Below are 21,287 nucleotides of genomic sequence, written 5' to 3'. Positions count from 1 at the left end.
CATGTGACCGAACCAGGACCCTACTGTGCAGCCTACGGGCAACCTCGTAGCCGACACCATCTGCTGCACCGTAGAAATGGGACTGACCATCACCGGTGCCGCTGATGCCGGCACCATCATCGTCACCGGCACCATCATCGTCACCGGCACCATCACCATCATCGACGCCGCACCCGTGGCCGTGAACCACACCTGCCCCGACTGCGGACACCCCGGGAAGCTGCGGGCTCACACCCTGCGTCGGCTCGTCGACCTTCCGGTCGTGGGGTTCCCTACCCGCCTGCATGTCCGCGTCCCCCGCTTCCTGTGTGCGGACCCGTCCTGTCCGAGGAAGATCTTCCAGGCATCTCTGACCTGTACGGATGACAGTGCCAAGCTCACCCACCGGGTCACCCGCTGGATTCTCCAGCGCCTGGCCATCGACCGGATGAGTGTATCTGCCACTGCCAAAGCACTCGGTGTCGGCTGGGCGCTGGTCAACCAGGTGGCATTCGATGCCTGTCGCCGGCTCGTCTACGACGACCCGCACCACCTGGACGGCATACGCATCCTTGGCGTCGACGGACAGGTGTGGAAACACACCCGCCGCCCGACCAAGCCCCCGAACCTGGTGACCATCCTGGTAGACCTCACCTCGCTGATGGATGGGCGTGGTCCGGCCCGCCTGCTGGACATCCGTCCCGGACAAAGCGCGCAGGTGCTGCGTACGGGGCTGCAGGAACGCGATCCCAGCTTCCGAGAGAAGGTACAGGTCGTAACGATGGACGGCTTCACCGGTTACGCCAGTGCTGTGGACCAGGTCCTCCCTGACGCGACCGAGGTCATGGATCCGTTCCATGTCGTGCATCTGGCAGCTGACAAGCTCGACCTGGTGTCGGCAGCGACTGCAGCGTGAGACCACCGGACGCCGCGGACGGAAGGACGACCCGCTGTACAAGCACCGCCGTACGTTGTTGACCAGGACGAATTATCTCACGCAGTGGCAGAAACAGCCTCTAGACATGTTATGGGCCACCGATGATGACTTCGTGGCTCTGGAGGTGACGTGGCTGTTCTACCAGGACCGGATTGCGGCGTACGGGCATCCGAAGAAGTGCGAGGGCAAGAAGTTAATGAGCAGGGTGATCAACAGCCGGCGTAAGGGCTTACCCCCTGGATTGAAGGAGCTTGTCCAGCTGGGGCGCACCTTGTGGCGCCGCCGGAGGACGTGCTCACTTACTTCGATATCCGTGCGTCCACTGGGTCTGTCGAGGCCGTCAACGGCAGGCTCGAGCACCGGCGTGGGATCGCCCTGGGGTTCAGGAACCTAAACCACTACATATTGCGGTGCCTGATCCACTCCGGGCAGCTGCAGGGCCAGATCAACGCAGTCTAAAACGCGAAGAGCCTGTCAAGGGTGGGAATCAAGGCCTCCGGTGCCTGGCGTGGTGTGGTCGCACTCTCCTCTGCCCACACCGGAGACCGCCCTATTCCCGTTACCTTGAGACTATCCCCACGAATTTCGCAACAGAACCTAGCCCTTGACATCATCCTGTGGCCATCGCCCGGAGAGGTCCGTGAAGGATTGGTACAGCATCAGGGCGTGGGCCCTTCCTAAAACCACGCCGTGACATAGGAAAAGCATCTTCGCACTATGCCAGCACGCAAAGAGAGTAGGTTCAGTGAGAACTCAGGACCCCTCTCGGGCGATCAGCCCGACAATCGGATAGAACTGGAGGGACCGCCGCCTAGAGTCACACTTAGGTCCACCGGGCACCGTTCGGCATCGGGGTTGAGCATCGATGGTCTTTCCTTCCTCCGGTGGATCCCGACCAACCCTTCGACGACCGTACGAGGAGCCCTATTGTTGCGGCCATTGGCCCCACGAGGCCCTATTCTTGGCCCCAACCGCGCGATCCCGTGGCATTCACACCTATAAGTACTCAAGGAAAGAGTCGTGCCAGATTTTTTTGACCTTTTCCCTCAGGACAAGCTGGGGCGAGCCCTTATCGACTTCGCCTTAGAAACCAATGAGTTGGCGAAGTCTCCCCCGTCTTTGTCTCTCGAAGCACAAGATCGAGTCAACGAGATCTTCAAGCCACTCTTAGACCATGAGATCAACAGCAACATCGCATTAATGGCCGACGAAGCTGTAGCTAGTCACCTCCAAGCGGCTGGTAGTGCTGTCTACGCCATTGGGCAAGTCTTACTACGTGGAGAACAGGGCCCACTGGTTCCAGCCACCCTGGCGAGAACAGTGTTAGAGAACTCTGCCGTAGTGGTCTTTCTATGTGAAGTTGATGACCATGTCAGACGTACTGGTCGCGCAGTTAATACCTTTCACCTTGGATTACTTAATGCAGGCGCGCGTTCGTCAAGCCATCCGCTACAACCAATGGCGCTAGCATTAGAGGAGTTGAAAGAAAGGATGGGAAGCGTCGGCGTGCAGAGCTCAGACAGATTGACGTCACAGTACAACATGTTGGTGGAGACTCACCTCGAAAGCATCGAGGCTGGAAACCTCTATAAGGTTCTCAATAGATTCGTCCATCACAATATGGTTAGTCAGGTAGGGGTCATGACCAGCGCTGACCATCAGACCCTACATAACTATGTAGATATCTATGATTTCTCCTCACGTGCAGGAGCTGCGCTCATCTGTGCGATCGACGCTGCCATCCCGTTCAAGCACGAAACCAAACCAGATCTAACCATCGCTAGGCAAGAGGTTCTCCAACGATACGGGGAGTTCGTCATATACTGCATAGAAAAGCAAAGATCAAACCAGGGCAAATCCACCTAAAGAATCTCGCCGAAGATACACGCACCTCGGATCGTTTAAGAGTACCAAAGACCATGGGGGACACCCCCCTCCTAAGCTATCCATATTCATGCTCACACTTCTGGCCTTTACGTGCTTTGTGCTGACAGTTCTATCAGCACGAAGCACAGTGCAACGCCCCGACTTTACAACAGCACATGTAACTTCGGGGAGCAAGTACAGTACCTCACTGGTGAAAGTCAGAGGGCGGCGGCTTAAGGCGAGAGTATTTTTCCTGATCAAATTCTGCAGGATCGTAGGTCTCAGCGTCATACGCGACGCTGATGAGTTTACCTTTCTTGAAGCGCATACCATATGCCCGTTGTGCATCTACCTGCGTTTTCTTCATTGCTAGGTATTCGCGAATCTCGGCATCCTTTTTCTGTGAATTATCGAGGATACCGCCGGTATAGACAGTGAGCAGAGTGACTTGGTTGATTGCTTGACCTACCAATACTGACGTGAAAAAGTGGGAACGGCCATCTTGTACGGCCATCTGTTCCAACTTTTCCATGACCCCCCGAAGATCCTCTTGGACGTCCTCTGCAGTAGATAGAAGGTCAGCTCCAAAAGCGACCCATTGTTCAAAGCCTTGCTGCCTGGCCTGCTGGACATATGGAAGCATAGGAACATTCTTGATTTTTGGCTTAGGCGCGTAGCCATAAAACCATGCATCGACTAGGGCAGTGCGCGAAGGCACCATTACTACAGGAGCCGGAGAAAGCTCGGCACCAACATTATCAACGCTACGATCCACCTCCACCCACATTCCTGTTTCTCGGAACTCGAGAAAAAGGTCGAGTTCATCTGTGCTCCAATACCTAGAAACGATATCGGCACTAGTGCGACGTCGAAGATATGCAATGAGCTCGCCAGGTTCTTCAATCATCTCAAGCAGTAAGGACAGGTCATTATAAGATACTATCCACGGGAGCGTGCCACCATGTTGAAGTAGGTCAACTTCTTCTAACGATAGTTGGTTTGTTCCCAGCTCCAAGAGATCGTCGAGAGTCACGATAATCGTGTGCACTTCTCTAATACTTGCTAAATCGAGCCACTCTTTTTTCAGAGAGTAGAAGCCGCCGTCCGACAAAATTGCTTCGGCAGCCTGATGAATCTGCTTCGAAGCCTTAGTAATACTGGCATTAATTTTGCGCGTGAAGCTACCTGGATGGTTCTTCTTTTCCGAATCTCGAAGACTACCGCTTTTTACCTCAACTATGAGGGCAATATCACCATTGCAGATTAAAAGGTCAATTTCTCCCCGTTGATTATCTTTTGACAAATAGTGCACTTGCGAACAAACTGCTTCATCATCAAAGAACTGGACAAAACATAGCTCTACAAGGTCTTCAATTGTGCGGCCCTTGACCTCCGCATAGAGGGGATGATTCTTAAGTTTCCCTTCTATCCTGGTTTTCAGCCCAGGCAGCATAAGTGCTTCATTAATTAATAAGTAGCGCGCCCCTTCGCGATGAAAGGGATAGCCTGCCACTGGTTTTATTCCATTTAGCCTGGATACACCGATGTGATTTAGGGGTAGCGGCGTGGGAAAAAGAGAAACGCCCTTCTGAACTGGGATAATACGACTTGTCGAAGGTCTGTATTCCCCATCCAGGAGGGCATCTCTCAGGTGCAACTATCTCACACCCCCGCAGCCATATCCATTTCCTTTGATGACCCCACCCTCGTGTCGTCTGCAGGCCTGGTCCCGACCATGCGCCTGGCTGATGCCGCAGGGCTGTCAGCCCTGGCGCAGCACCGGATGACTGTGCCAGGCGACAAGGGCGCCAATGCCGGGGCGAAGATCACCTCCCTGATCGCCGGGATGGTCGCCGGTGCCGACTCGATTGACGACATGGATCTGCTGCGCCACGGCGGCATGAACCGACTGTTTAGCCGGATCTACGCACCCTCGACCCTGGGTTCCTTCCTCCGGGCCTTCACCTTCGGGCATGTCCGCCAACTCGACGCCGTCGCCTCCCGGTTCCTGATCAACCTGGCGGACCAGGCACCTACCCTGGTACCCGACCCGGCTACCACCAGCGGGTACGTCTTCGTCGATGTCGACGACACCATCATCGAAGTCCACGGACACCAGAAACAAGGCGCCGGCTTCGGCTACTCCGGTATCCGCGGACTCAACGCCCTGCTGGCGACTGTCACCACAAGGGAGTCCGCCCCGGTGATCGTGGCCCAACGCCTGCGCCGCGGGGCCTGTGGCTCCCCGCGTGGTGCCGGCCGGTTGATCGCCGATGCCATCACCACCACCCGACGCCTACCGGCCATGGCAGGGCAGAAGATCCTGATGCGCGCTGACTCCGCGTTCTACAGCCGTTCCAGCATCCACGCAGCACGCACCGCAGGTGCGGATGTGTCGGTCACCGCGCGGATGACGCGCAACATCCGCCAGGCGATCACCACGATCCCGGACACCTCCTGGGAAACAATTGAGTACACCGACGCACTCTTCGACGAGGACACCCAGGCCTGGATCTCCTCAGCAGAAGTCGCAGAAATCCCCTTCGTTGCTTTTGCATCGAAGCCGGAGGCAGATCAGGTCCCCGGACGTCTGGTGGTCCGCCGGATACCGGAGTTGAACAAGAAGGACGTGGATCAGCCCGGCCTGTTTGATCTGCACCGTTTCCACGCGGTGTTCACCACCGCCGACCCAGACATCCTCGATACCGTGGCCGCGGATAAAACCCACCGGCAGCACGCGATCATTGAGCAGGTCAACGCCGATCTGAAGAATAGCGCCCTGGCGCATATGCCATCAGGGAAATTCACCGCGAATGCGGCGTGGTTGGTATGCGCGGTCATGGCCTTCAACCTCACCCGCGCGGCCGGGGTCATTGCTGGTACCAGCCTGGCCAGGGCCACGACTGCGACGATCCGGCGTCGGATCGTCATCGTGGCGGCCCGGGTGGCGCGTCGGTCCCGGCGATTGGTGCTGCACCTGCCGGAGGGCTGGAAATGGGAAGCCCAGTGGCGGAAGCTGTTCACCCACGGTCACTCGCCTCCGGTGGCTGTCCCCGCCTGACCACCTGCGCCGAAGTCCTTCGGCCCGAGCTGACCTACCAATTCGTGGAACAACCAGACGACGACGTGATCTGGGGATCACTCCTGCCCGAAAATCTTGGTGGTTCCCTCAGCTGAGATCAACCGATCACCGAAGGACCATCGGCGGATCCAGGCTTAGGAGGAGCTGCTTTACGTCTGCAGGTGTGCGCTGTCCATAGTCGAATGAGCATTCGTCGAGAACAAGCCGGACTATGTCCTCCTCCAAGTCAATGTGAGTGAGCAAGGACTCCACGTCGAAAGTAGCTTCGTCCACAGACGGCGGTAGCGCCATAGTCTGCGTATATTCAACCATGCGGCGCATACCAGCCTCAGAGAGTGCTTTCTCTTTCTCATTAGAGAAGCCTGCCTGCCTGATCTCCTCCCAATGGGTCTCCATACGCGCACGGTATTCAAGTTGAACGGCCTGGATCACGTCTAATGCTTCAGTAAAGGTGAAACGGGCCCGACCCCCGGAAAGTGGACGCTGATAATGGGAGTACGGGATCGGAGCCATCCGAAATGACCCCAAAGTGGACTGGCCACACTGTGTGCCTTGCTCGTGATCTGTCTTTCGGAGTAGTTCCGGTCCCGTACCGCGATCCGGAGTTTCGGTCATGACCTTATAGGAGCGTGACCGTTTCCGTGACCACCCTGGCAGGTGTCATGGTAGTAGTCCCATCAGCGTCTTGTCTGTCTGAAGCTCCGGATATGTGGATCCCCCGTGTCCCACCGCTTCAGAAAGCCCGTGAACATCATGCCCACACCAACCATTGACCTTGCTGGCCCCGTAGCCGGCATCGATACGCACACCGATACCCACACCGTGGCCATCGTGACCGAGACTGGTAAACATCTGGCGACCGATACCTTTCCCACCACCAGCAACGGATACCAGCAGGTCACCGAGTTCCTCTCAGCTTACAGCGTCGTAGCTGCGGGGATAGAAGGTACTAACTCCTACGGAGCTGGTCTGACCCGGCATCTTATTGGCCATGGACATGTAGTTTTCGAGGTTTTGCGTCCTACCCGTGCCCTTCGACGCCGGGATGGCAAATCAGACCCTGTTGATGCACTCGCCGCCGCCCGGCAGGTGCTCACCGGTCAAGCACTCAGCATCCCGAAAGACACCACCGGGCCAGTGGAGTCACTGCGCATGCTCCAGATTACCCGCCATCAACTGGTCGCCACGGCGGCAAAACTATTGACTCTCATCAAGTCTCTGCTGGTCACGGCCCCCGTGACTGTTCGGCAGCGTTATGCGACGATGACGACCACCACCCTGGTTATGACATTGTCGCGGTGCCGCCCACCCGCAGATGTCACTGATCCCGTCAATGGCACCTTAACCAGTTTGAAGAGCTTGGCTACCACCTACAACATGCTGCGGGCGCAATGCGATGAACTCGATAACAAGATCACCGATCTGGTCGAGGTCATCAATCCCGCGATGACACAAATTTTCGGCTGCAGGGCTGTTACTGCCGCAGAATTGCTGGTGAGCCTCGGTGAGAATCCACAACGGATCCGATCACAGGCTGCGTTGGCTCATCTGTGGGGCGTTGCACCTATCCCGGCGAGCTCAGGGCGGACGAACCGACACCGGTTAAATAGAGGGGGTGATCGCCAAGCCAACGCAGCACTGCACCGCATAGTCCTGGTCAGGATGCGTCACGATGAACGCACCAGGGACTATGTTCAACGTCGAATCAAAGAAGGGTTGTCGAAGAAAGAAATCATGCGGTGCTTAAAACGCGCCATCGTCCGAGAGATCTATCAAGTGCTGTGTCTGGGGCGACCTGTGAGACAATCCAGTGGGTTGCGTAGCGATGAATTCAGAGCTCTGCGCTCGAAAAAAGGGCTTTCACAAACCCAAGTCGCCAAGAAACTTGGATGCGCTCCAGCAAGAATTAGCGATATTGAAACCGGCAAGCGTCGACTATCGGAGTTGAAGTTAACCTACGAAGAATTCCTTAAAACTGCTTGACACACCATAGGAGCATCACGAAGGATTTAATCAGGAAGCAGATTTCAGGATAGCAGGACCACGCTCCTCAAACACCGCAGGGGCGAGATATCTGCACCAGGAATGCCGGCGCACCGTGTTATAGCGGGTACACCAGCGGAAGACGTCCCGGCGACAGAGCAACTGGTTCATGAATGTCTTGGAATCCTGGAGGACTTCCCGCTTCAGTGCTGCGTTGAAGGACTCCGCGAGGGCGTTGTCAGCACTGGTCCCGATTGATCCCATCGACTGCTTAATCCCGAGGTCTTTACAGGCGTCCTGGAATGCGTTCGACGTATAAACACTGCCGTGGTCCGAGTGAAAAATCGCACCCTTGAGGTTTCCGCGCTGGCCCTTGGCCATCAGCAGCGCATCCTGGACCAAGCTCGTGCGCATGTGATCTGCGATAGAAAAACCCACCAACCTGCGGGAATAACAATCAATAACCGTGGCCAGGTACATATTCGACCCATCCGCGATCGGTAGGTAGGTAATGTCCCCGACGTAGAGCTGGTTCGGCTTGTCGGCGGTGAATTTCCGACCGACAAGGTCAGGAAACACTGGTTTCTTCTGATCGGACACGGTGGTGGTGACCTTGCGTTTCTTGGTGTATCCACACAGTTTCAACGAGCGCATGATCCGGGCGACCCGCTTGTGATTCACGGGGTCATGATCTATCTGATCTTTGAGTTCGGCCGTGATCCGTTTGGCCCCGTAGCAACCATTTTCGGCGGTGAAGACAGTCGTGACCCGTGCACCGAGGATGGCGTCGGATATGAGTCGTTTTCTCCGGGCTGAGCTGCTGTTTTTCCATTTGTAATAGGAGGACCTGTTGAGTTTCAGGACTTCACATATCCGCTTAACCGAATGGTTCTTCTGGGCGTCGTCAACGAACTGGAAGCGGATCACCAGTTCGTCTCTTCCGCGAAATATTTGGCTGCTTTCCGCAGGATGTCACGCTCTTCGCGCAGTCGGCTGACTTCCCGTTCTAGTTGGCGGATCCGCTCAGCCTCGGTCACCGACATCGACGAGGGCGACTCGGACCTGACCCCCGTTTGGTAGACACCTAACATCCCAACATTCTGGGACAGAAAGGTAATCTGCCACCATGCCAAGCAAGACCTACACAGAGGAGTTCAAGCGCGACGCCGTCGCCTTGTATGAGAACTCCCCGGGGGCTTCGATTCAGACCATCGCCACTGACCTTGGGATCAATCGCGCCACGTTAGCGAACTGGGTAAAAAAATACGGCACCGCAACTCCCAGCGAAACGCCTTCACCAGCCTCGGTGACTGAGGCTGAGCGGATCCGCCAGCTGGAACGGGAAGTTAGCCGACTGAGAGAAGAGCGCGATATCCTGCGGAAGGCCGCTAAATATTTCGCGGAAGAGACGAACTGGTGATCCGCTTCCGGTTCGTTGATGACGCCCAGAAAAACCATTCGGTTAAGCGGTTATGCGAGGTGCTGAAACTCAACAGGTCCTCCTATTACAAATGGAAAAACAGCAGCTCAGCCCGGAGAAAACGACTTATCTCTGACGCCCTCCTCGGTGCCCGGGTCAAGACGGTCTTCACCGCCGAAAAGGGTTGTTATGGGGCCAAACGGATCACGGCCGAACTCAAGGACCAGGCCGATCAAACCCCCGTGAACCACAAGCGAGTTGCGCGGGTCATGCGTGAACTCAAACTGTTTGGCTACACCAAGAAGCGCAAGGTCACCACCACCGTGTCAGATCAGAAGAAACCAGTGTTCCCTGACCTTGTCGGTCGGAAATTCACCGCCGACAAGCCTAACCAGCTCTATGTCGGGGACATTACCTACCTGCCGATCGCGGACGGGTCGAATATGTACCTGGCTACGGTCATTGATTGTTATTCCCGCAGGTTGGTGGGCTTTTCCATCGCAGATCATATGCGCACCAGCTTGGTCCAGGATGCACTGACCATGGCTAAGGGCCAGCGTGGAGACTTGAAGGGGGCGATCTTTCATTCGGATCACGGGAGCGTGTATACCTCTCATGCATTCCAGGGCGCCTGTAAAGACCTGGGGATCAGGCAGTCGATGGGATCAATTGGAACCAGTGCGGATAATGCTTTGGCCGAGTCCTTCAATGCCGCGATGAAGCGGGAAGTTCTTCAGGATTCCAAGACATTCATAAACCAGTTGATCTGCCGACGGGATGTTTTCCGCTGGTGTACTCGTTACAACACGGTACGCAGACATTCCTGGTGTAAATATCTCGCGCCTGCGGTGTTTGAAGAGCGCGGTCCTGCTATCCTGAAATCTGCTTCCTGATTAAATCCTCCGTGTCCACCATCCGGGGGTCGGGCCCCTCCGCGGTGCCGGTTTTGGTGCGCGCACCTGTCCCGTACTTCTTTAACCAGTTATGAAGGGTAGCCCGGTTGATCCCGAGGTCAGCGGCAATGGTCTGAATCGAAGCCCCTGGGGAGTTCTCATACAAGGCGACAGCGTCGCGCTTGAACTCCTCTGTGTAGGTCTTGCTTGGCATGGTGGCAGATTACCTTTCCCAGCATCATGCTGGCATCAGGGTGTCTACCATCCGGGGGTCAGGTCCAACCGAATGTTTCTCGCATCAGGTTTTCCATCGAATCATCTGCAAAAATGACGCTATACGTATCGGCTAATATTTGCGTATAGCTTGCTTCACTTATCCACAAATGAGACAGCTCAGTGCGAGAAGCAATAGAAGCCTTAGAATGTTGTGCGTCGCCACCAAGTAGGATGAGCATTGACAGAAGGCGCCCGATATCTCGAAGCAAGGGAATGACCACCTCGTCAATTAGATGCTGTGGTTCACTATCGCCTTCAGAGCTCTTATCTACCGGCTGCCTTTCAACGCAGCTCAAAGATGCTGGGGACAACAAAAGGAGCGATGCCCCCAGGTCGATCAAAAACAATCCATCACTGATATTAGGATTGGGGCCCCCGGTATACAGTGGCATGCTGTAGCGAAGTCTTAGGCCGCCGACAATTTGAACAGGACTGTAATGGGACATTGCAGCACTCAGGTCGGCCCATGCGTGATCAAGCTTGGTGTCTAGATGTTGTCGCAGAGCTACATGGTCCTCAGGTTGTCCATCAAATCCTTGAAAGACTTTGTCAAAGAATTCGATTCCCTCAAACAAAGCAAGGGTCAGCGAGTCTTTTTCTAGCCGCTGGCGACGGGCCTTCTCTTTATTTTTCTTCTTTGATTTGCGATAAGCGATTTTAAAGCTCCTCTAGCTCCGGTGAAATACAGATTACCTGGGGACGGATATAAACTAGTGGATAAATTGTAGATGAACTACTAAATGTGTTTATATCCTCATAGGTAGGATTTAACTCTAATTTTCCGCGTGTTTAGGGTTTTTGAATTACGAAACACTGGAACCACTTGGTGGCTTTGAGAGCATCCAGCGGTCGGTAAGCACACCGCAAATGAAATCATAGTTGGTCAACTATCTCCCCCAAGGCTCGGATGCTTTGATTTATGTCAACGACAAAATAGAGCCAAAGCACATGGGGACCCTAACCAACCCTTGCAGGCTATGTTCGTTCGGAAACGGGTTGTTCATGTCCCGTTGGGACATCTCGACACGCCAGATCGGTATAGGTATAGAGGAAATCCCGTCCGGCTGACTGTCTCTAGGAAAAGTGTCAACTAGTACCGCAGCTGTGGTGACGAAGCCGCCAATGACACCCCGTCGAACCCATGGAATTTTCCACGGAACTCGAGGGAATCAGGGATGGAATTCCCTAGAGAAACCTATGCTGAACAGGGTTTCCCAAACCCGTCAACAGGCTGGAAGGTTATTTACCTTCCAGCCTGTTTTTCAGGGTTAAGCACCAAAATGTGTGTCTGGCTTCGGCGTGTCGCCGAGGCCAGATCGTTTATTATCGGCCTACCGATCCCTGTCTGATACCCATAGAGTGTGAATACGTGGAGTCGATCGCGGTGTCGTAGGTAGCTGGTCGGCCGTCATCGTGTCCGTGGATGTTCCCGATCTCGGTTTCCAGCACCGTGGCTGCAAGCTGACGTGCGTGTTGACCCCACTGCTGGTGCCCGGCGATCCGAACAGGATCGTCGGGTGCTTGCGTCTGGAGGTACAACCACCAATCCAGGGCTATGCGTTGGCGGTGGATCGGCAGGCCACGATGTAACCGGGCCTGGTGTTTCAACGGCGCGTTGAACCCACCTTCTAGCGCGTTAGTGGTCGAGGCGAGCTTCTTCGGTTCAACACTGCCGTGGGGGGGTTGGAGCCAGGTGAATAGGAATCCTCGTTTGTAGGCGTATTCCAGCTGGCTGTAGGCCTTACGTACCCGGGCATGGGTAAAAGACCAGTCTTTGTTACCGCGGCGTTGAGTAGTCGGCAGGTAGGTTTTCTCGTCCATATAGCTGCGGTAGACGGTGTTGAAATCGTGCAGGTGGGTGACCCAGGTTGCTGCTTGCTCTGGGGTGGTGACCTTGGTGAGGTTTAATGCGATGCGGTAGATGGCCTTGCCGGCATCGGTTCTGGGCCTGCTGGTGGTGTTGCGGCGGACGTTGCGCTGGATATGAACCAGGCAGCGTTGGATCTTCGTGGTCGGCCACAGGGCTTTAATCGCTGAGTAGGCACCTTGTCCGCCGTCGATGACCACGATCAACGGTGGGGCCAGTGGTTCTAGCAGGGCGGTGTAGGCGGCTTTGTTTTCTTTCTGGCACCAGTGCCAGGAGATGACATGGTCGGTGGTGGAGGCGATCAGGAGGCATCCGCCGTTGAGGTAGGTACCGTCGAGGAAGATCTGGTCGTAGATGCGGTGGGCGTCTGGGGTGGTCGGTGGTTGGATCCACCAGCACCAGGTGAATCGTCTGGCCAGTGTGTTGCGGTGGCAGCGGTGGTCGCGGGCCAGTTCGGTCAAGGACTTCTTGCCGGTGATCCAGGTGATGAACAAGGCGAAGGTCGCAGCGTTTTTGTGGGTGGTTTGGGTGGTTCTGGTGAAGCTGTGTCCGCAGTGGGTGCATCGCCACCTGGTGGTCCCTTTGGTGGTGGTGCCGTTTTTCTTGGTGAGGTTGCTGCATATGGGGCAGCGTGGTCGGTTGGTCGTCACCCATAGTTATCCAACCGAGGGGGGTTATCAGATTCGTGGTGTGGGGTGGGGGAAGGCGGTGGGAATAGCTGTCGGGGAGCTATTAACCGTCAATTTAGGTGCGGTGGCCTGGGGTTGAGGGTGTCAAGATTTTTGTGTGTGGGGCTCCTGGATTTAAATATTAAAGGTAAGCCTCAAAGCGGTCCGGGAACGCCACCGCCATCTGATTAATCGCCTGCTTCCAGTTGGCGACCTTGCGGCCCTCGATCAACCGGCCGCTGCTAGCAGCCACCCGTTTTCCCTGCTTAGCGCGTTTCGCCGCCCGCTTGTCCTCGATATTGCAGATCATCAACCACAAGGTTTTAATCGCGGACTCATCATTGGTGAACTGCACCCGGTTCCGGGTGGCTTTCCGCAGCTCATTGTTCATCGATTCGATCGAGTTCGTCGTATAAATCACCTTTCTCGCCATCGGCGGGAACTGCAAAAATGGGATGAACCGATCCCAGGCATCACGCCACACCTTCGCCGATTGTGGGTACTTCACTCCCAGTTCAGATGCCTCGAATTCCTCCAACGCCGCGATAGCGGTGTCCTCGGTGGGGGCCGTGTAAATCTTCCTCAACTGCGCCGACACGGCCTTGCGATCGCCGTAGGCCACCCACCGGTTCGCCGCCCGGATCAGGTGCACGACACAGGTCTGGACCATGGAATCAGGCCAGGTGGCCTCCACCGCCTGTGGCAGGCCCTTGAGCCCATCACAGCAGACAATAAAGACGTCCTGGACTCCCCGGGTGGCGAGGTTGGCACACACATTCGCCCAGAACGACGCTCCTTCTTCCTTCGCCAACCAGATCCCTAAGATGTGCTTGATCCCGTCCATATCCACCCCGATGGCCAGGTAGACGGACTTGTTGACCACCCGGCCCCCGTCACGGACTTTGATGCGTAACGCATCGAGGAAGATCACCGGGTAGAAGTCATCAAGTTGGCGGTTTTGCCAGATCATGACCTCATCCAAGACGGCATCGGTGATCGCGGAGATTGTTTCATGGGAGATATCAACACCCATGGAGGTGATCATGTGGTGTTGGATATCTCGCACGGTCATCCCGCCCGCATACAAGCTGATGATCATATCGTCGACGTCGGTGAGCCGGCGGGAGCCTTTGGGCACCATGGTCGGTAGGAAGGAGCCGTTGCGGTCCCTGGGGACAGCAACATCGATGGGACCGTAGTTGGAGTCCACGCGTTTGGGGTAGTACCCGTTGCGGTGATTTCCCTGGCCAGCGGCTGTTTTCCCATCCCGATCACTATGCCCGTAGCCGAGGTGGGCATCCATTTCCGCGTTCAAACCACGGTTAATTGACGCCTGTAACAGGCCCCGGACGAGGTCATTGGCATCGGTGGTGGACGTGCCGAGCTCATCGATGAGCTTTGCCATTTCTGGGTTGGCTAGGAGCTTTTCCTCGATTGCTTTGATCCGTGCGGAATCTGCTGGGTCTTGTTTAGCCACGGTGGTCATTATGGTTTATCTCCTTGATGTGAGGGGAGTCCCTCACACACAAACCATTAGACACTCTCCTGGGGTTCTTCCGAAATCCGGACACACTTTTTAGGGCTTAACCCCCAGTTTTCCTCCCCTGCCGGGACACATTTTTTAAGGCTAAGCCCATTTAACCCACTTAACCTGAGCCCGGTGGGGAGACAACCCACGCGATGCAGCCACCCTGGGCAGCCGTGAGTACTTCCCCGTAACATCCCGCTGAAGCGTGGGGTGCAACTACCCGGTGAGCACCGTATCCACCCGGAGAAGCTCTCTCAGAGGTGTCATCACGAAGATGAAGAAATCCTCATTTTCATCTCATCGTGGATTCATCATGGGCCGTGATCATGGTTCTTACAGCGCCACACCGGCGGTGTTGAATGTATTGAATGTAGAGAGAGAATTCGCCCATGATCAAGCGCAATGACATCAGATTGATCCCTGCTGTTCTCGTTGCAGGGCTGACGTTGGTGTTTTTCGCTGTGGTTCTGCACGCTGTGTTGATCGCCCGGGTTCATCATCAGGCCCGGGTGGATGTGCAATCCACCGCGCGGGATTTTGTTCAATTCTCGGGTTCCCGGGAAGCGGATTCTGCGCATTCGCTCCTGGTCGAGTTTATTGAACAGCACCCCGTCAGCACCGATGAAGCCCTGGTGGGTATCACCCCGGAGCAGCTGATCCAGTCCGACTGGGCAGAACAGCCCCTCGATTCCGGAGATGCCCTTGTCGTGGCAGCCACGAACAACCCGGAGGCAACCGGGGTGGTGGAGAAAACGGAGGGGCCCGTCTACTGGGCATCGGTGGAGATTGAGACCACTGATTCTTCCCTGCTCATCGCCCGGTTCACCGGCATGGACATCCACCACACCCAGCGTCTCATCCGGATGGTGGTGTCACTTGCTGTAGCGGGTGTCACGGTGGTGGGAATGTTGTGGTGGTTTTTCCCCAAGGCTCGTCGAACCCCCCGGCTGGTGGAGGGGAACCTGAGCACCGTGGGGAAAAGCATCGGGGAACTTTCCGGCCTGGAGCTGGCCCTCCCATCCGATCCGCGGGTCACCGTGCGTGTGGATGTCTCCGCACTGGGCACAGCGCTGAGGGCTGCCGCCGATTTCTGTCGAGGCACCGCAGCCGGGGTGAGTATCCGGCACCACACCGTCACCCTGTGGGTGCATTCCCCGGACACCCAGCTCACATCACATCACCTCAATACAACGTTCAACGCTCCTGAAATGCGTCCGGTGCTCGATGCCAGCCAGCGGCATGGTGGTGTCGCCTGGGTGGAATCCGCTCCCCGGTCAGGATGCACCATCGGCATCGATCTGCCCATCCATCAGGACAGGAGAAACCATGCGCACCATCACTGACAGCTTCATCGGCCCCAGATACCGTGTCTATGCCACCCCGCCGGGGTCAACCTCCCGTATCCGACAGCTGATGCCCATTGTCAGCGCCCTGTTCATCCCCATGGTCTGGTTCATGACATCGCAGGCGACCTCGGACACAGCAGGTGCTGCCCTGGACACTGATGCCCGGGTGACCCTGGTGGTCTTCGCTGTTGCGGTATGGATGTGGGTGTTTTCCGCAGTATCAGACACCTTCGTAGCACTCAGTGCGGCGAGCGTGTTGGTGTTGTTGGGAATCATCAGCGCAGAGGCACTATTCTCCCCACTGGGAAGTGAAACAATCTGGTTGCTGATCGGTGCCTTCATCATCTCCTCCGCCGTGACCGGATCCGGCCTGGCCATACGGGTGGCTGTGCGGATCAGCGTGGGGATATCCTCACCGCGTATCCTCGTCCATGTCCTCACCTTTGCCACGGTACTCACAGCTTTTGTTGTTCCCGCCACGAGTGGTCGTGCTGCATTGATCCTGCCTGTATTTCTGGCGTTCTCCGCTGTGCTACCCCCATGGTTGTTGCGGGTGCTGGCCATTACCCTCCCCAGCGTGGTGCTGTTTTCCGCGGTGGCATCATTGATCGGCGCTGGTGCCCATCTGATCACTGAGCAGATTCTGCTCGATCAGGGTTTGGAGGGCTTCAGTTTCGCACGCTGGTTATTGCTGGGGTTACCGTTCGCCCTGTTCAGCTCCCACCTTGCGGCTGAGATCATTCTGCTGGCGCTTTCCGACGACCAGCAGCGCGCCCAGCGCCTGGTGATCACCGGGAAGTCGCTCAACCAGGGCAGAGACCAACAGCCCCTCGGTGCGAAGGAACTCCGTTCCCTGCTGGTGCTGGGAGGGGTGGTCATTTTATGGTTCACAGAATCCATCCACCACATTCCTCCGGCAATGGTGGCCGTGCTCGGTGCGCTGCTGGCTGCGTCACCACATATCGGAACAGTGGATCTGGCTGAAGCTGTCCGGAAAATCCCCTGGTCCCTGTTGCTATTCATGGCGGCAACCATCGCCATCAGCCAGGCACTGACGGAATCCGGTGCCGTGGAGATCCTGACCTCATCACTGCTTCAAGGACTCAATGGCACCATGTTTGTGCTGGTGATCATAGTCGTCTCCGCTGCTGCACACCTGGTCATCCAATCCCGGTCTGCCCGCTCAGCCGTCCTGATTCCCATCGTGGTGGCGCTCGCCCCGGCGGTGGGGGTGAATCCCGTGGCCGCAGCGTTCATCTCCACCGCTGCCGCCGGATTCTGTCATACCCTGCCGGCCTCGGCGAAACCCCTGGCTATCTTCCGCGGGGATGACACCGGCGCCAAACAGAATTTCGACCCCTCAGACCTGGCCCGCATGTCGCTGCTCATGGCACCCATGTTCATCGCGGTGACCGCTGTGTTCGCCTTCTACATCTGGCCGGCCCTCGGCCTTCCCCTCTTCAACTAAACCCACATCAAGGAGCTTTCCCATGACTTTCTACCTACCAGAACGTATTCTTGTCGCCCCTTCCGGCTTCAAGGAATCCCTGTCTGCCGTGGAAGTGTCCGATTCCATTGCGGCCGGTGTGCGCCGCGTCCTGCCCGGCGTACGTGTGGATACCTTCCCTGTCCCAGATGGTGGTGAAGGCACTCTGGAAATCCTCAGTTCCCGTTCGGGAACCCTCCTTCATACCGAGCAGGTGATGGGTCCGGTCGGAAAGGAAGTCACTGCCCGGTGGTTGGAATATGTCGATGAGGGCGTAGGCGTCATCGAGATGGCCCAGGCGGCCGGACTCAGCCTGGTGCCACGTGATCAGCGTGATCCCACTGCCACCACCACCTACGGAGTGGGGCAACTTATCGCCCGCATGCTTGACCACGGCATCAACCACATCATCATCGGCTGCGGTGATTCCGGAACCTCGGATGGTGGTGCCGGAGCACTCAGCGCACTCGGTGCCAAAATCCTGGATGATTCCGGTGCCCGGGTATCCCCGGGTGGTAGAGGCTTGAGCGCTGCGGTGAAAATTGACACCACAAAGCTCCACCCGAAGCTGGCTGATGTCTCCCTCACCCTGGCCTGCAATATCCATAATGTTCTCACTGGGAAGAAAGGTGTCGCCGCTGTATTCGGCCCGCAGAAGGGGGCCACAAAGAAACAGGTCAAGCAGCTATCCAGAGCGCTGGAGCAGTGGGCCACCCTGCTGGACCACACCTTCTCCTCGGCGGCAGACCTCCACCGTGGTCCCGGTTCCGGTGCCTCCGGGGGGCTCGGCGCAGGTTTGATGGCCCTGGGTGCAGTAGCCCGGGACCGTTTCGATGTCCTGCTCTCGGACCTTCCCACCCCTACCAATCTTGATGATCTCATCAGTGCTTCTGATCTCATCATCACCGCCGAGGGGGCCATTGATTTCCAAACGCCCCGGGGCAAGGTACCCGCCGAGGTGGCACGGCGTGCACGTGTCACCGGAGTTCCAGTCCTGGCGTTGGCCGGTTCGCTGGGCAAGGGAGCACCCCAGGTGCATGAGGTGGGTATCGGTGCCATCCAATCCATCATGACTGTTCCAATGGCCATGGAGGATGCGGTCCGCGATGGAAGCGAACTCCTGACCGATGCGGCAGAACGCGCAATCCGCCTGCTCATGCTCGGCTGTGCCGTCTCCGGAAGGCGCGAAGATCATATCCGTGCCCACTTCCAGGCAGCCACCTGAGTCACCATGAAAACTCTCATCCCCATTTCATCTTCAGAGTCAATGATGGAAGTAGATCAAGAAACCCAAGGGAGAACACCATCATGAAGTCACTTCCGCGCTTCGCTCCGCTTATCGCCATCCTGGTGCTGCTCGTGCTCGTCGCCATCGGTGGATCAGCACTGGCCAACAACACCTCCGCACCTGAGGTGGATGCGGAAACAGCCACCGTGCGGTTGAACACCGGCAGTGATCCGGATCTTCCTCGGGATCAGCCCTCTTCCCGGTCAACGACATCACCTGAAGCTCCTGAACCGGATACTGAGCGCCAGGCTTCTTTCCCAGCACAGTCCGCTGACACCGCACCAATCCCAGACCAGGTGCCGGCACCCGCCTACAATCCCGCACCGGCACCGGCCCCCCGGGTACCGCTGAACTATCAGTACTGGGAAGATGACGATGATGACTGGGATGATGACTGGGACGACCACGACGATAACGATGGGGACGACGATTGGGATGACGACTAAGCCAGTGCACCCCGACTCCTCCCCCTTCCCCACCCTGCTACCCGGATGAGCAGACTCAAGCTCCTCAACAATTCGCCAGCATCACTTCGCTGGCGAATTGTTTTCTGGATGACCGCGGTCGTGGTCACCACGCTGACCAGCGTCGTGGTGATCACGCGTTCTGTGTTGCTCTCTGATGTGGTCGCTGCGGCCAACGCAGCTGTTGAACAGGAGATCAGCGAGTTCCGCCGTTTTGCCGATGAGGGTACGGATCCCACCACAGCCGCCCCCTTCCACTCCCCCCAGCGATTGATTGAGGTGTATCTCTCCCGGCAGATCCCGGATGACAATGAAGCCATCGTGGGTATCTTCTCCGATCAACTGATCCAGGTGGATTTCTCCCAGCTCAGTGGGCCACACCCGGAACCGCTGACCTATAACGAACCCCTCGTCGATGAAGTCCTCGCATCCCCATCCCATTCCGGGGTGTTTGATGATCCGGTTCGGGGGAGGGCCTATTGGGGGCGGGTGGCCTTTGAAACAGCTCCCGGTACCACGGATGGGCATTTCATCGTCGCCTATTTCACGGAACCAGGTGAAGCAGCCGTCAAGCAGCAGGTCAGGGTCCTGTCGTTCGTAGGTGCCGGAGGCGTGTTGGCTTCCGTCTTGATTGCCTGGGTGATCGCAGGGCAGATCATCGCCCCCATCAGGCGGGTCAGCAAGGTCGCTTCAACGATTTCCAATTCTGACCTGACCCGGCGCGTTCCGGTGGAGGGTAACGATGAGATTGCACAGTTGGCCCGTACCTTCAATGAGATGCTGGATCGTTTGGAGACGGCGTACAACGATCAGCGTCAGTTTGTGGATGATGCAGGTCATGAACTGCGGACACCGATCACGGTCGTGCGTGGTCAATTGGAGTTGCTGGAGAGTTCGCCACCGGAGGAGCGCACACGGTCAATTGAGTTGGCCACCACGGAATTGGATCGGATGGCACGGATGGTTAATGATCTGTTGACCCTGGCGGTGGCGGATTCAGGTGAATTTCTCCACACAGCACCGGTGGATGTTACGGAGTTGACCATTGATCTTGAGGATAAGGCACGCACCATCAATGGTCGGGTGATGTTGGTCGATGCTGCCGAAGGTGTGGTGATCCTGGATGAGCAGCGGGTCACAGAGGCGATTCTTGAGCTCTATGGCAATGCGCTGCGCTATTCGGAGGGACCGGTGGCTCTCGGTTCTGATTTCCAGGGGTCGGGAGCTCAGCGGGTATTCCGGATCTGGGTGCGGGACAGTGGTCCGGGTATTGAGCAGGATGCACAGGAGGCACTTTTCAGTAGGTTCTCCCGTGGCCGGCAGGCTGATCCCCGGCATCCGAACCGGCCGAAGGGTGCGGGTCTGGGTTTGTCCATTGTGAAAGCCATTGGCGAGGCCCATGGTGGGCGTGCCTATGTTGAGTCCACGGTTGGCCTGGGGTCGATCTTCGGCCTGGAGATCCCCGCCCCGGACACAGCACTTGTAACAGAGACGGAGGAGTAGATGGCCACGGAACGGATTCTCATCGCGGAGGATGATGATGGCATTGCGGATTTCATCAGGCGCGGCCTGGTACAGGAGGGTTTCGAGTGCGAGGTGGCGGTATCCGGCGCGGCCGCTTTTGCACGTGCCCACAGTGGTGATTTTGATCTGATGATCCTGGATCTGGGGCTGCCGCATATGGATGGTGCGGATGTTCTGGAGCAGCTGCGTGTGTTGAAGGTGTCGCTACCGATCATTGTACTCACCGCCCGGACGAACATTGAAGATCGCATCCGGTCCCTGGAGGGCGGGGCGGATGATTATATGCCCAAGCCCTTCCAGTTTGCGGAGCTCCTGGCGCGGGTAAAGTTGCGTCTGGCCAGCCGTCAGCCGGTGGAGAGGACCACGAATACGCACCTGCTCAAGCACGGCACTCTGGAACTGGATCTACGCACCCAGAAGGTGTTTGTGGCAGATAAGTGGCGTGATCTTTCCCGCCGTGAGTTCGACCTGCTGGAGACGCTCATGCGTCATCCGGGTCAGATTCTCTCCCGTGCCCAGTTGTTGAACATGGTGTGGGATATGAGCTTTGATCCGGGGTCCAATGTGGTGGATGTGTATATCCGTGCGCTGCGTAAGAAGATCGGCACGGAGAAGGTGGAGACCATCCGGGGTTCTGGATACCGACTCGTTTAGCCGGGCGGCCCGGGTACAGAACACAG

The 21,287-nt window shown here is 56.9% G+C and carries 15 protein-coding genes and 3 pseudogenes; 11 read left to right on the top strand and 7 right to left on the bottom strand.

The features are described from left to right. Positions 1 to 25 precede the first annotated feature (25 nt). Together CE_RS14660 and CE_RS01520 are read left to right on the top strand one after the other, a co-directional pair. Positions 26 to 1,375, top strand: a pseudogene (locus CE_RS14660) (ISL3 family transposase). A 561-nt stretch (positions 1,376 to 1,936) separates the two neighbouring features. Then, positions 1,937 to 2,782: a hypothetical protein gene (locus tag CE_RS01520; protein WP_011074894.1), complete on the top strand. Its 846-nt coding sequence runs from the start codon at positions 1,937 to 1,939 to the stop codon at positions 2,780 to 2,782. A gap of 205 nt (positions 2,783 to 2,987) precedes the next feature. Here the strand turns inward: CE_RS01520 and CE_RS01515 are convergent, their stop codons facing one another. Continuing rightward, positions 2,988 to 4,295, bottom strand: a complete 1,308-nt coding sequence (locus CE_RS01515; RefSeq protein WP_143758389.1) for a nuclease-related domain-containing protein — start codon at positions 4,293 to 4,295, stop codon at positions 2,988 to 2,990. 138 nt (positions 4,296 to 4,433) lie between these two features. Here CE_RS01515 and CE_RS01510 point away from each other — a divergent pair, with 138 nt between their 5' ends. After that, positions 4,434 to 5,843 carry an IS1380-like element ISCef6 family transposase gene (locus CE_RS01510; protein ID WP_011074819.1) on the top strand — a complete coding sequence of 470 codons (1,410 nt, stop codon included), beginning with the start codon at positions 4,434 to 4,436 and terminating at the stop codon, positions 5,841 to 5,843. 126 nt (positions 5,844 to 5,969) lie between these two features. Here CE_RS01510 and CE_RS01505 read toward each other — a convergent pair whose 3' ends face one another. After that, on the bottom strand, positions 5,970 to 6,260 hold the full coding sequence (locus CE_RS01505) for a hypothetical protein (protein ID WP_143758388.1): 291 nt from the start codon (positions 6,258 to 6,260) through the stop codon (positions 5,970 to 5,972). A 357-nt stretch (positions 6,261 to 6,617) separates the two neighbouring features. Between CE_RS01505 and CE_RS01500 the strand changes: the two genes are divergently transcribed. After that, positions 6,618 to 7,847, top strand: a complete 1,230-nt coding sequence (locus tag CE_RS01500) for an IS110 family transposase (RefSeq protein WP_006770550.1) — start codon at positions 6,618 to 6,620, stop codon at positions 7,845 to 7,847. A gap of 30 nt (positions 7,848 to 7,877) precedes the next feature. Here CE_RS01500 and CE_RS01495 read toward each other — a convergent pair. Beyond that, positions 7,878 to 8,905 (bottom strand): annotated as a pseudogene (locus tag CE_RS01495) (IS3 family transposase); the annotation flags it as partial. Positions 8,906 to 8,973: 68 nt separating this feature from the next. On the opposite strand from CE_RS01495, the gene CE_RS01480 reads away from it, so the two are divergent. Then, positions 8,974 to 10,160 (top strand): IS3 family transposase gene (locus CE_RS01480; protein ID WP_143758376.1). Its coding sequence is split into 2 segments (ribosomal slippage): positions 8,974 to 9,247 and positions 9,247 to 10,160, totalling 1,188 coding nucleotides; the frame shifts between segments, so codons are not numbered across the junction. Here CE_RS01480 and CE_RS15560 read toward each other — a convergent pair. The 4 genes and pseudogenes from CE_RS15560 to CE_RS01465 all read right to left on the bottom strand — a co-directional run. Then, positions 10,153 to 10,374: pseudogene (locus tag CE_RS15560) on the bottom strand (transposase); the annotation flags it as partial. The gene CE_RS01480 and the pseudogene CE_RS15560 overlap by 8 nt on opposite strands. 58 nt (positions 10,375 to 10,432) lie before the next feature. Beyond that, entirely contained in the window at positions 10,433 to 11,011 is a 579-nt protein-coding gene (locus tag CE_RS15135; RefSeq protein ID WP_143758387.1) for a hypothetical protein, read from the bottom strand. 748 nt (positions 11,012 to 11,759) lie between these two features. Further along, a complete protein-coding gene (locus CE_RS01470; RefSeq protein WP_035109062.1) occupies positions 11,760 to 12,953 on the bottom strand; it encodes an IS1249 family transposase in 1,194 nt (397 codons plus the stop codon). A 160-nt stretch (positions 12,954 to 13,113) separates the two neighbouring features. After that, complete coding sequence (locus CE_RS01465) at positions 13,114 to 14,457, bottom strand: IS256 family transposase (protein WP_011074885.1); 1,344 nt, start codon at positions 14,455 to 14,457, stop codon at positions 13,114 to 13,116. Between the two features lie 431 nt (positions 14,458 to 14,888). Here CE_RS01465 and CE_RS01460 point away from each other — a divergent pair, with 431 nt between their 5' ends. The 6 genes from CE_RS01460 to CE_RS01435 all read left to right on the top strand — a co-directional run bounded on the left by CE_RS01460 (position 14,889) and on the right by CE_RS01435 (position 21,261). Beyond that, positions 14,889 to 15,842, top strand: coding sequence for a hypothetical protein (locus CE_RS01460; protein ID WP_006768450.1), 954 nt, complete (start codon positions 14,889 to 14,891; stop codon positions 15,840 to 15,842). Continuing rightward, entirely contained in the window at positions 15,826 to 17,313 is a 1,488-nt protein-coding gene (locus tag CE_RS01455; RefSeq protein ID WP_006768451.1) for an SLC13 family permease, read from the top strand. The genes CE_RS01460 and CE_RS01455 overlap by 17 nt, the downstream gene beginning before the upstream one ends. Positions 17,314 to 17,335: 22 nt before the next feature. Next, positions 17,336 to 18,556, top strand: a complete 1,221-nt coding sequence (locus CE_RS01450; RefSeq protein ID WP_011074883.1) for a glycerate kinase family protein — start codon at positions 17,336 to 17,338, stop codon at positions 18,554 to 18,556. A gap of 83 nt (positions 18,557 to 18,639) precedes the next feature. Then, positions 18,640 to 19,065, top strand: a complete 426-nt coding sequence (locus CE_RS01445; protein ID WP_006768453.1) for a hypothetical protein — start codon at positions 18,640 to 18,642, stop codon at positions 19,063 to 19,065. A gap of 108 nt (positions 19,066 to 19,173) precedes the next feature. Further along, on the top strand, positions 19,174 to 20,586 hold the full coding sequence (locus tag CE_RS01440) for a sensor histidine kinase (protein WP_006768454.1): 1,413 nt from the start codon (positions 19,174 to 19,176) through the stop codon (positions 20,584 to 20,586). Further along, on the top strand, positions 20,587 to 21,261 hold the full coding sequence (locus CE_RS01435) for a response regulator transcription factor (protein WP_006768455.1): 675 nt from the start codon (positions 20,587 to 20,589) through the stop codon (positions 21,259 to 21,261). The last annotated feature ends 26 nt before the right edge of the window (positions 21,262 to 21,287 follow it).

Source organism: Corynebacterium efficiens YS-314, assembly GCF_000011305.1.
Lineage (GTDB): Bacteria > Actinomycetota > Actinomycetes > Mycobacteriales > Mycobacteriaceae > Corynebacterium > Corynebacterium efficiens.
Note: the sequence above shows the minus strand (reverse complement) of the source record. Positions and strands in the feature narration are given on the sequence as shown.

Excerpts from the sequence above, each read along its gene's own strand:
- CE_RS01505 (WP_143758388.1), bottom strand. The coding sequence starts at position 6,260 with ATGGAGACCCATTGGGAGGAGATCAGGCAGGCAGGCTTCTCTAATGAG.
- CE_RS01500 (WP_006770550.1), top strand. The coding sequence starts at position 6,618 with ATGCCCACACCAACCATTGACCTTGCTGGCCCCGTAGCCGGCATCGAT.
- CE_RS01465 (WP_011074885.1), bottom strand. The coding sequence starts at position 14,457 with ATGACCACCGTGGCTAAACAAGACCCAGCAGATTCCGCACGGATCAAA.
- CE_RS01460 (WP_006768450.1), top strand. The coding sequence starts at position 14,889 with ATGATCAAGCGCAATGACATCAGATTGATCCCTGCTGTTCTCGTTGCA.
- CE_RS01455 (WP_006768451.1), top strand. The coding sequence starts at position 15,826 with ATGCGCACCATCACTGACAGCTTCATCGGCCCCAGATACCGTGTCTAT.
- CE_RS01450 (WP_011074883.1), top strand. The coding sequence starts at position 17,336 with ATGACTTTCTACCTACCAGAACGTATTCTTGTCGCCCCTTCCGGCTTC.
- CE_RS01445 (WP_006768453.1), top strand. The coding sequence starts at position 18,640 with ATGAAGTCACTTCCGCGCTTCGCTCCGCTTATCGCCATCCTGGTGCTG.
- CE_RS01440 (WP_006768454.1), top strand. The coding sequence starts at position 19,174 with ATGACCGCGGTCGTGGTCACCACGCTGACCAGCGTCGTGGTGATCACG.
- CE_RS01435 (WP_006768455.1), top strand. The coding sequence starts at position 20,587 with ATGGCCACGGAACGGATTCTCATCGCGGAGGATGATGATGGCATTGCG.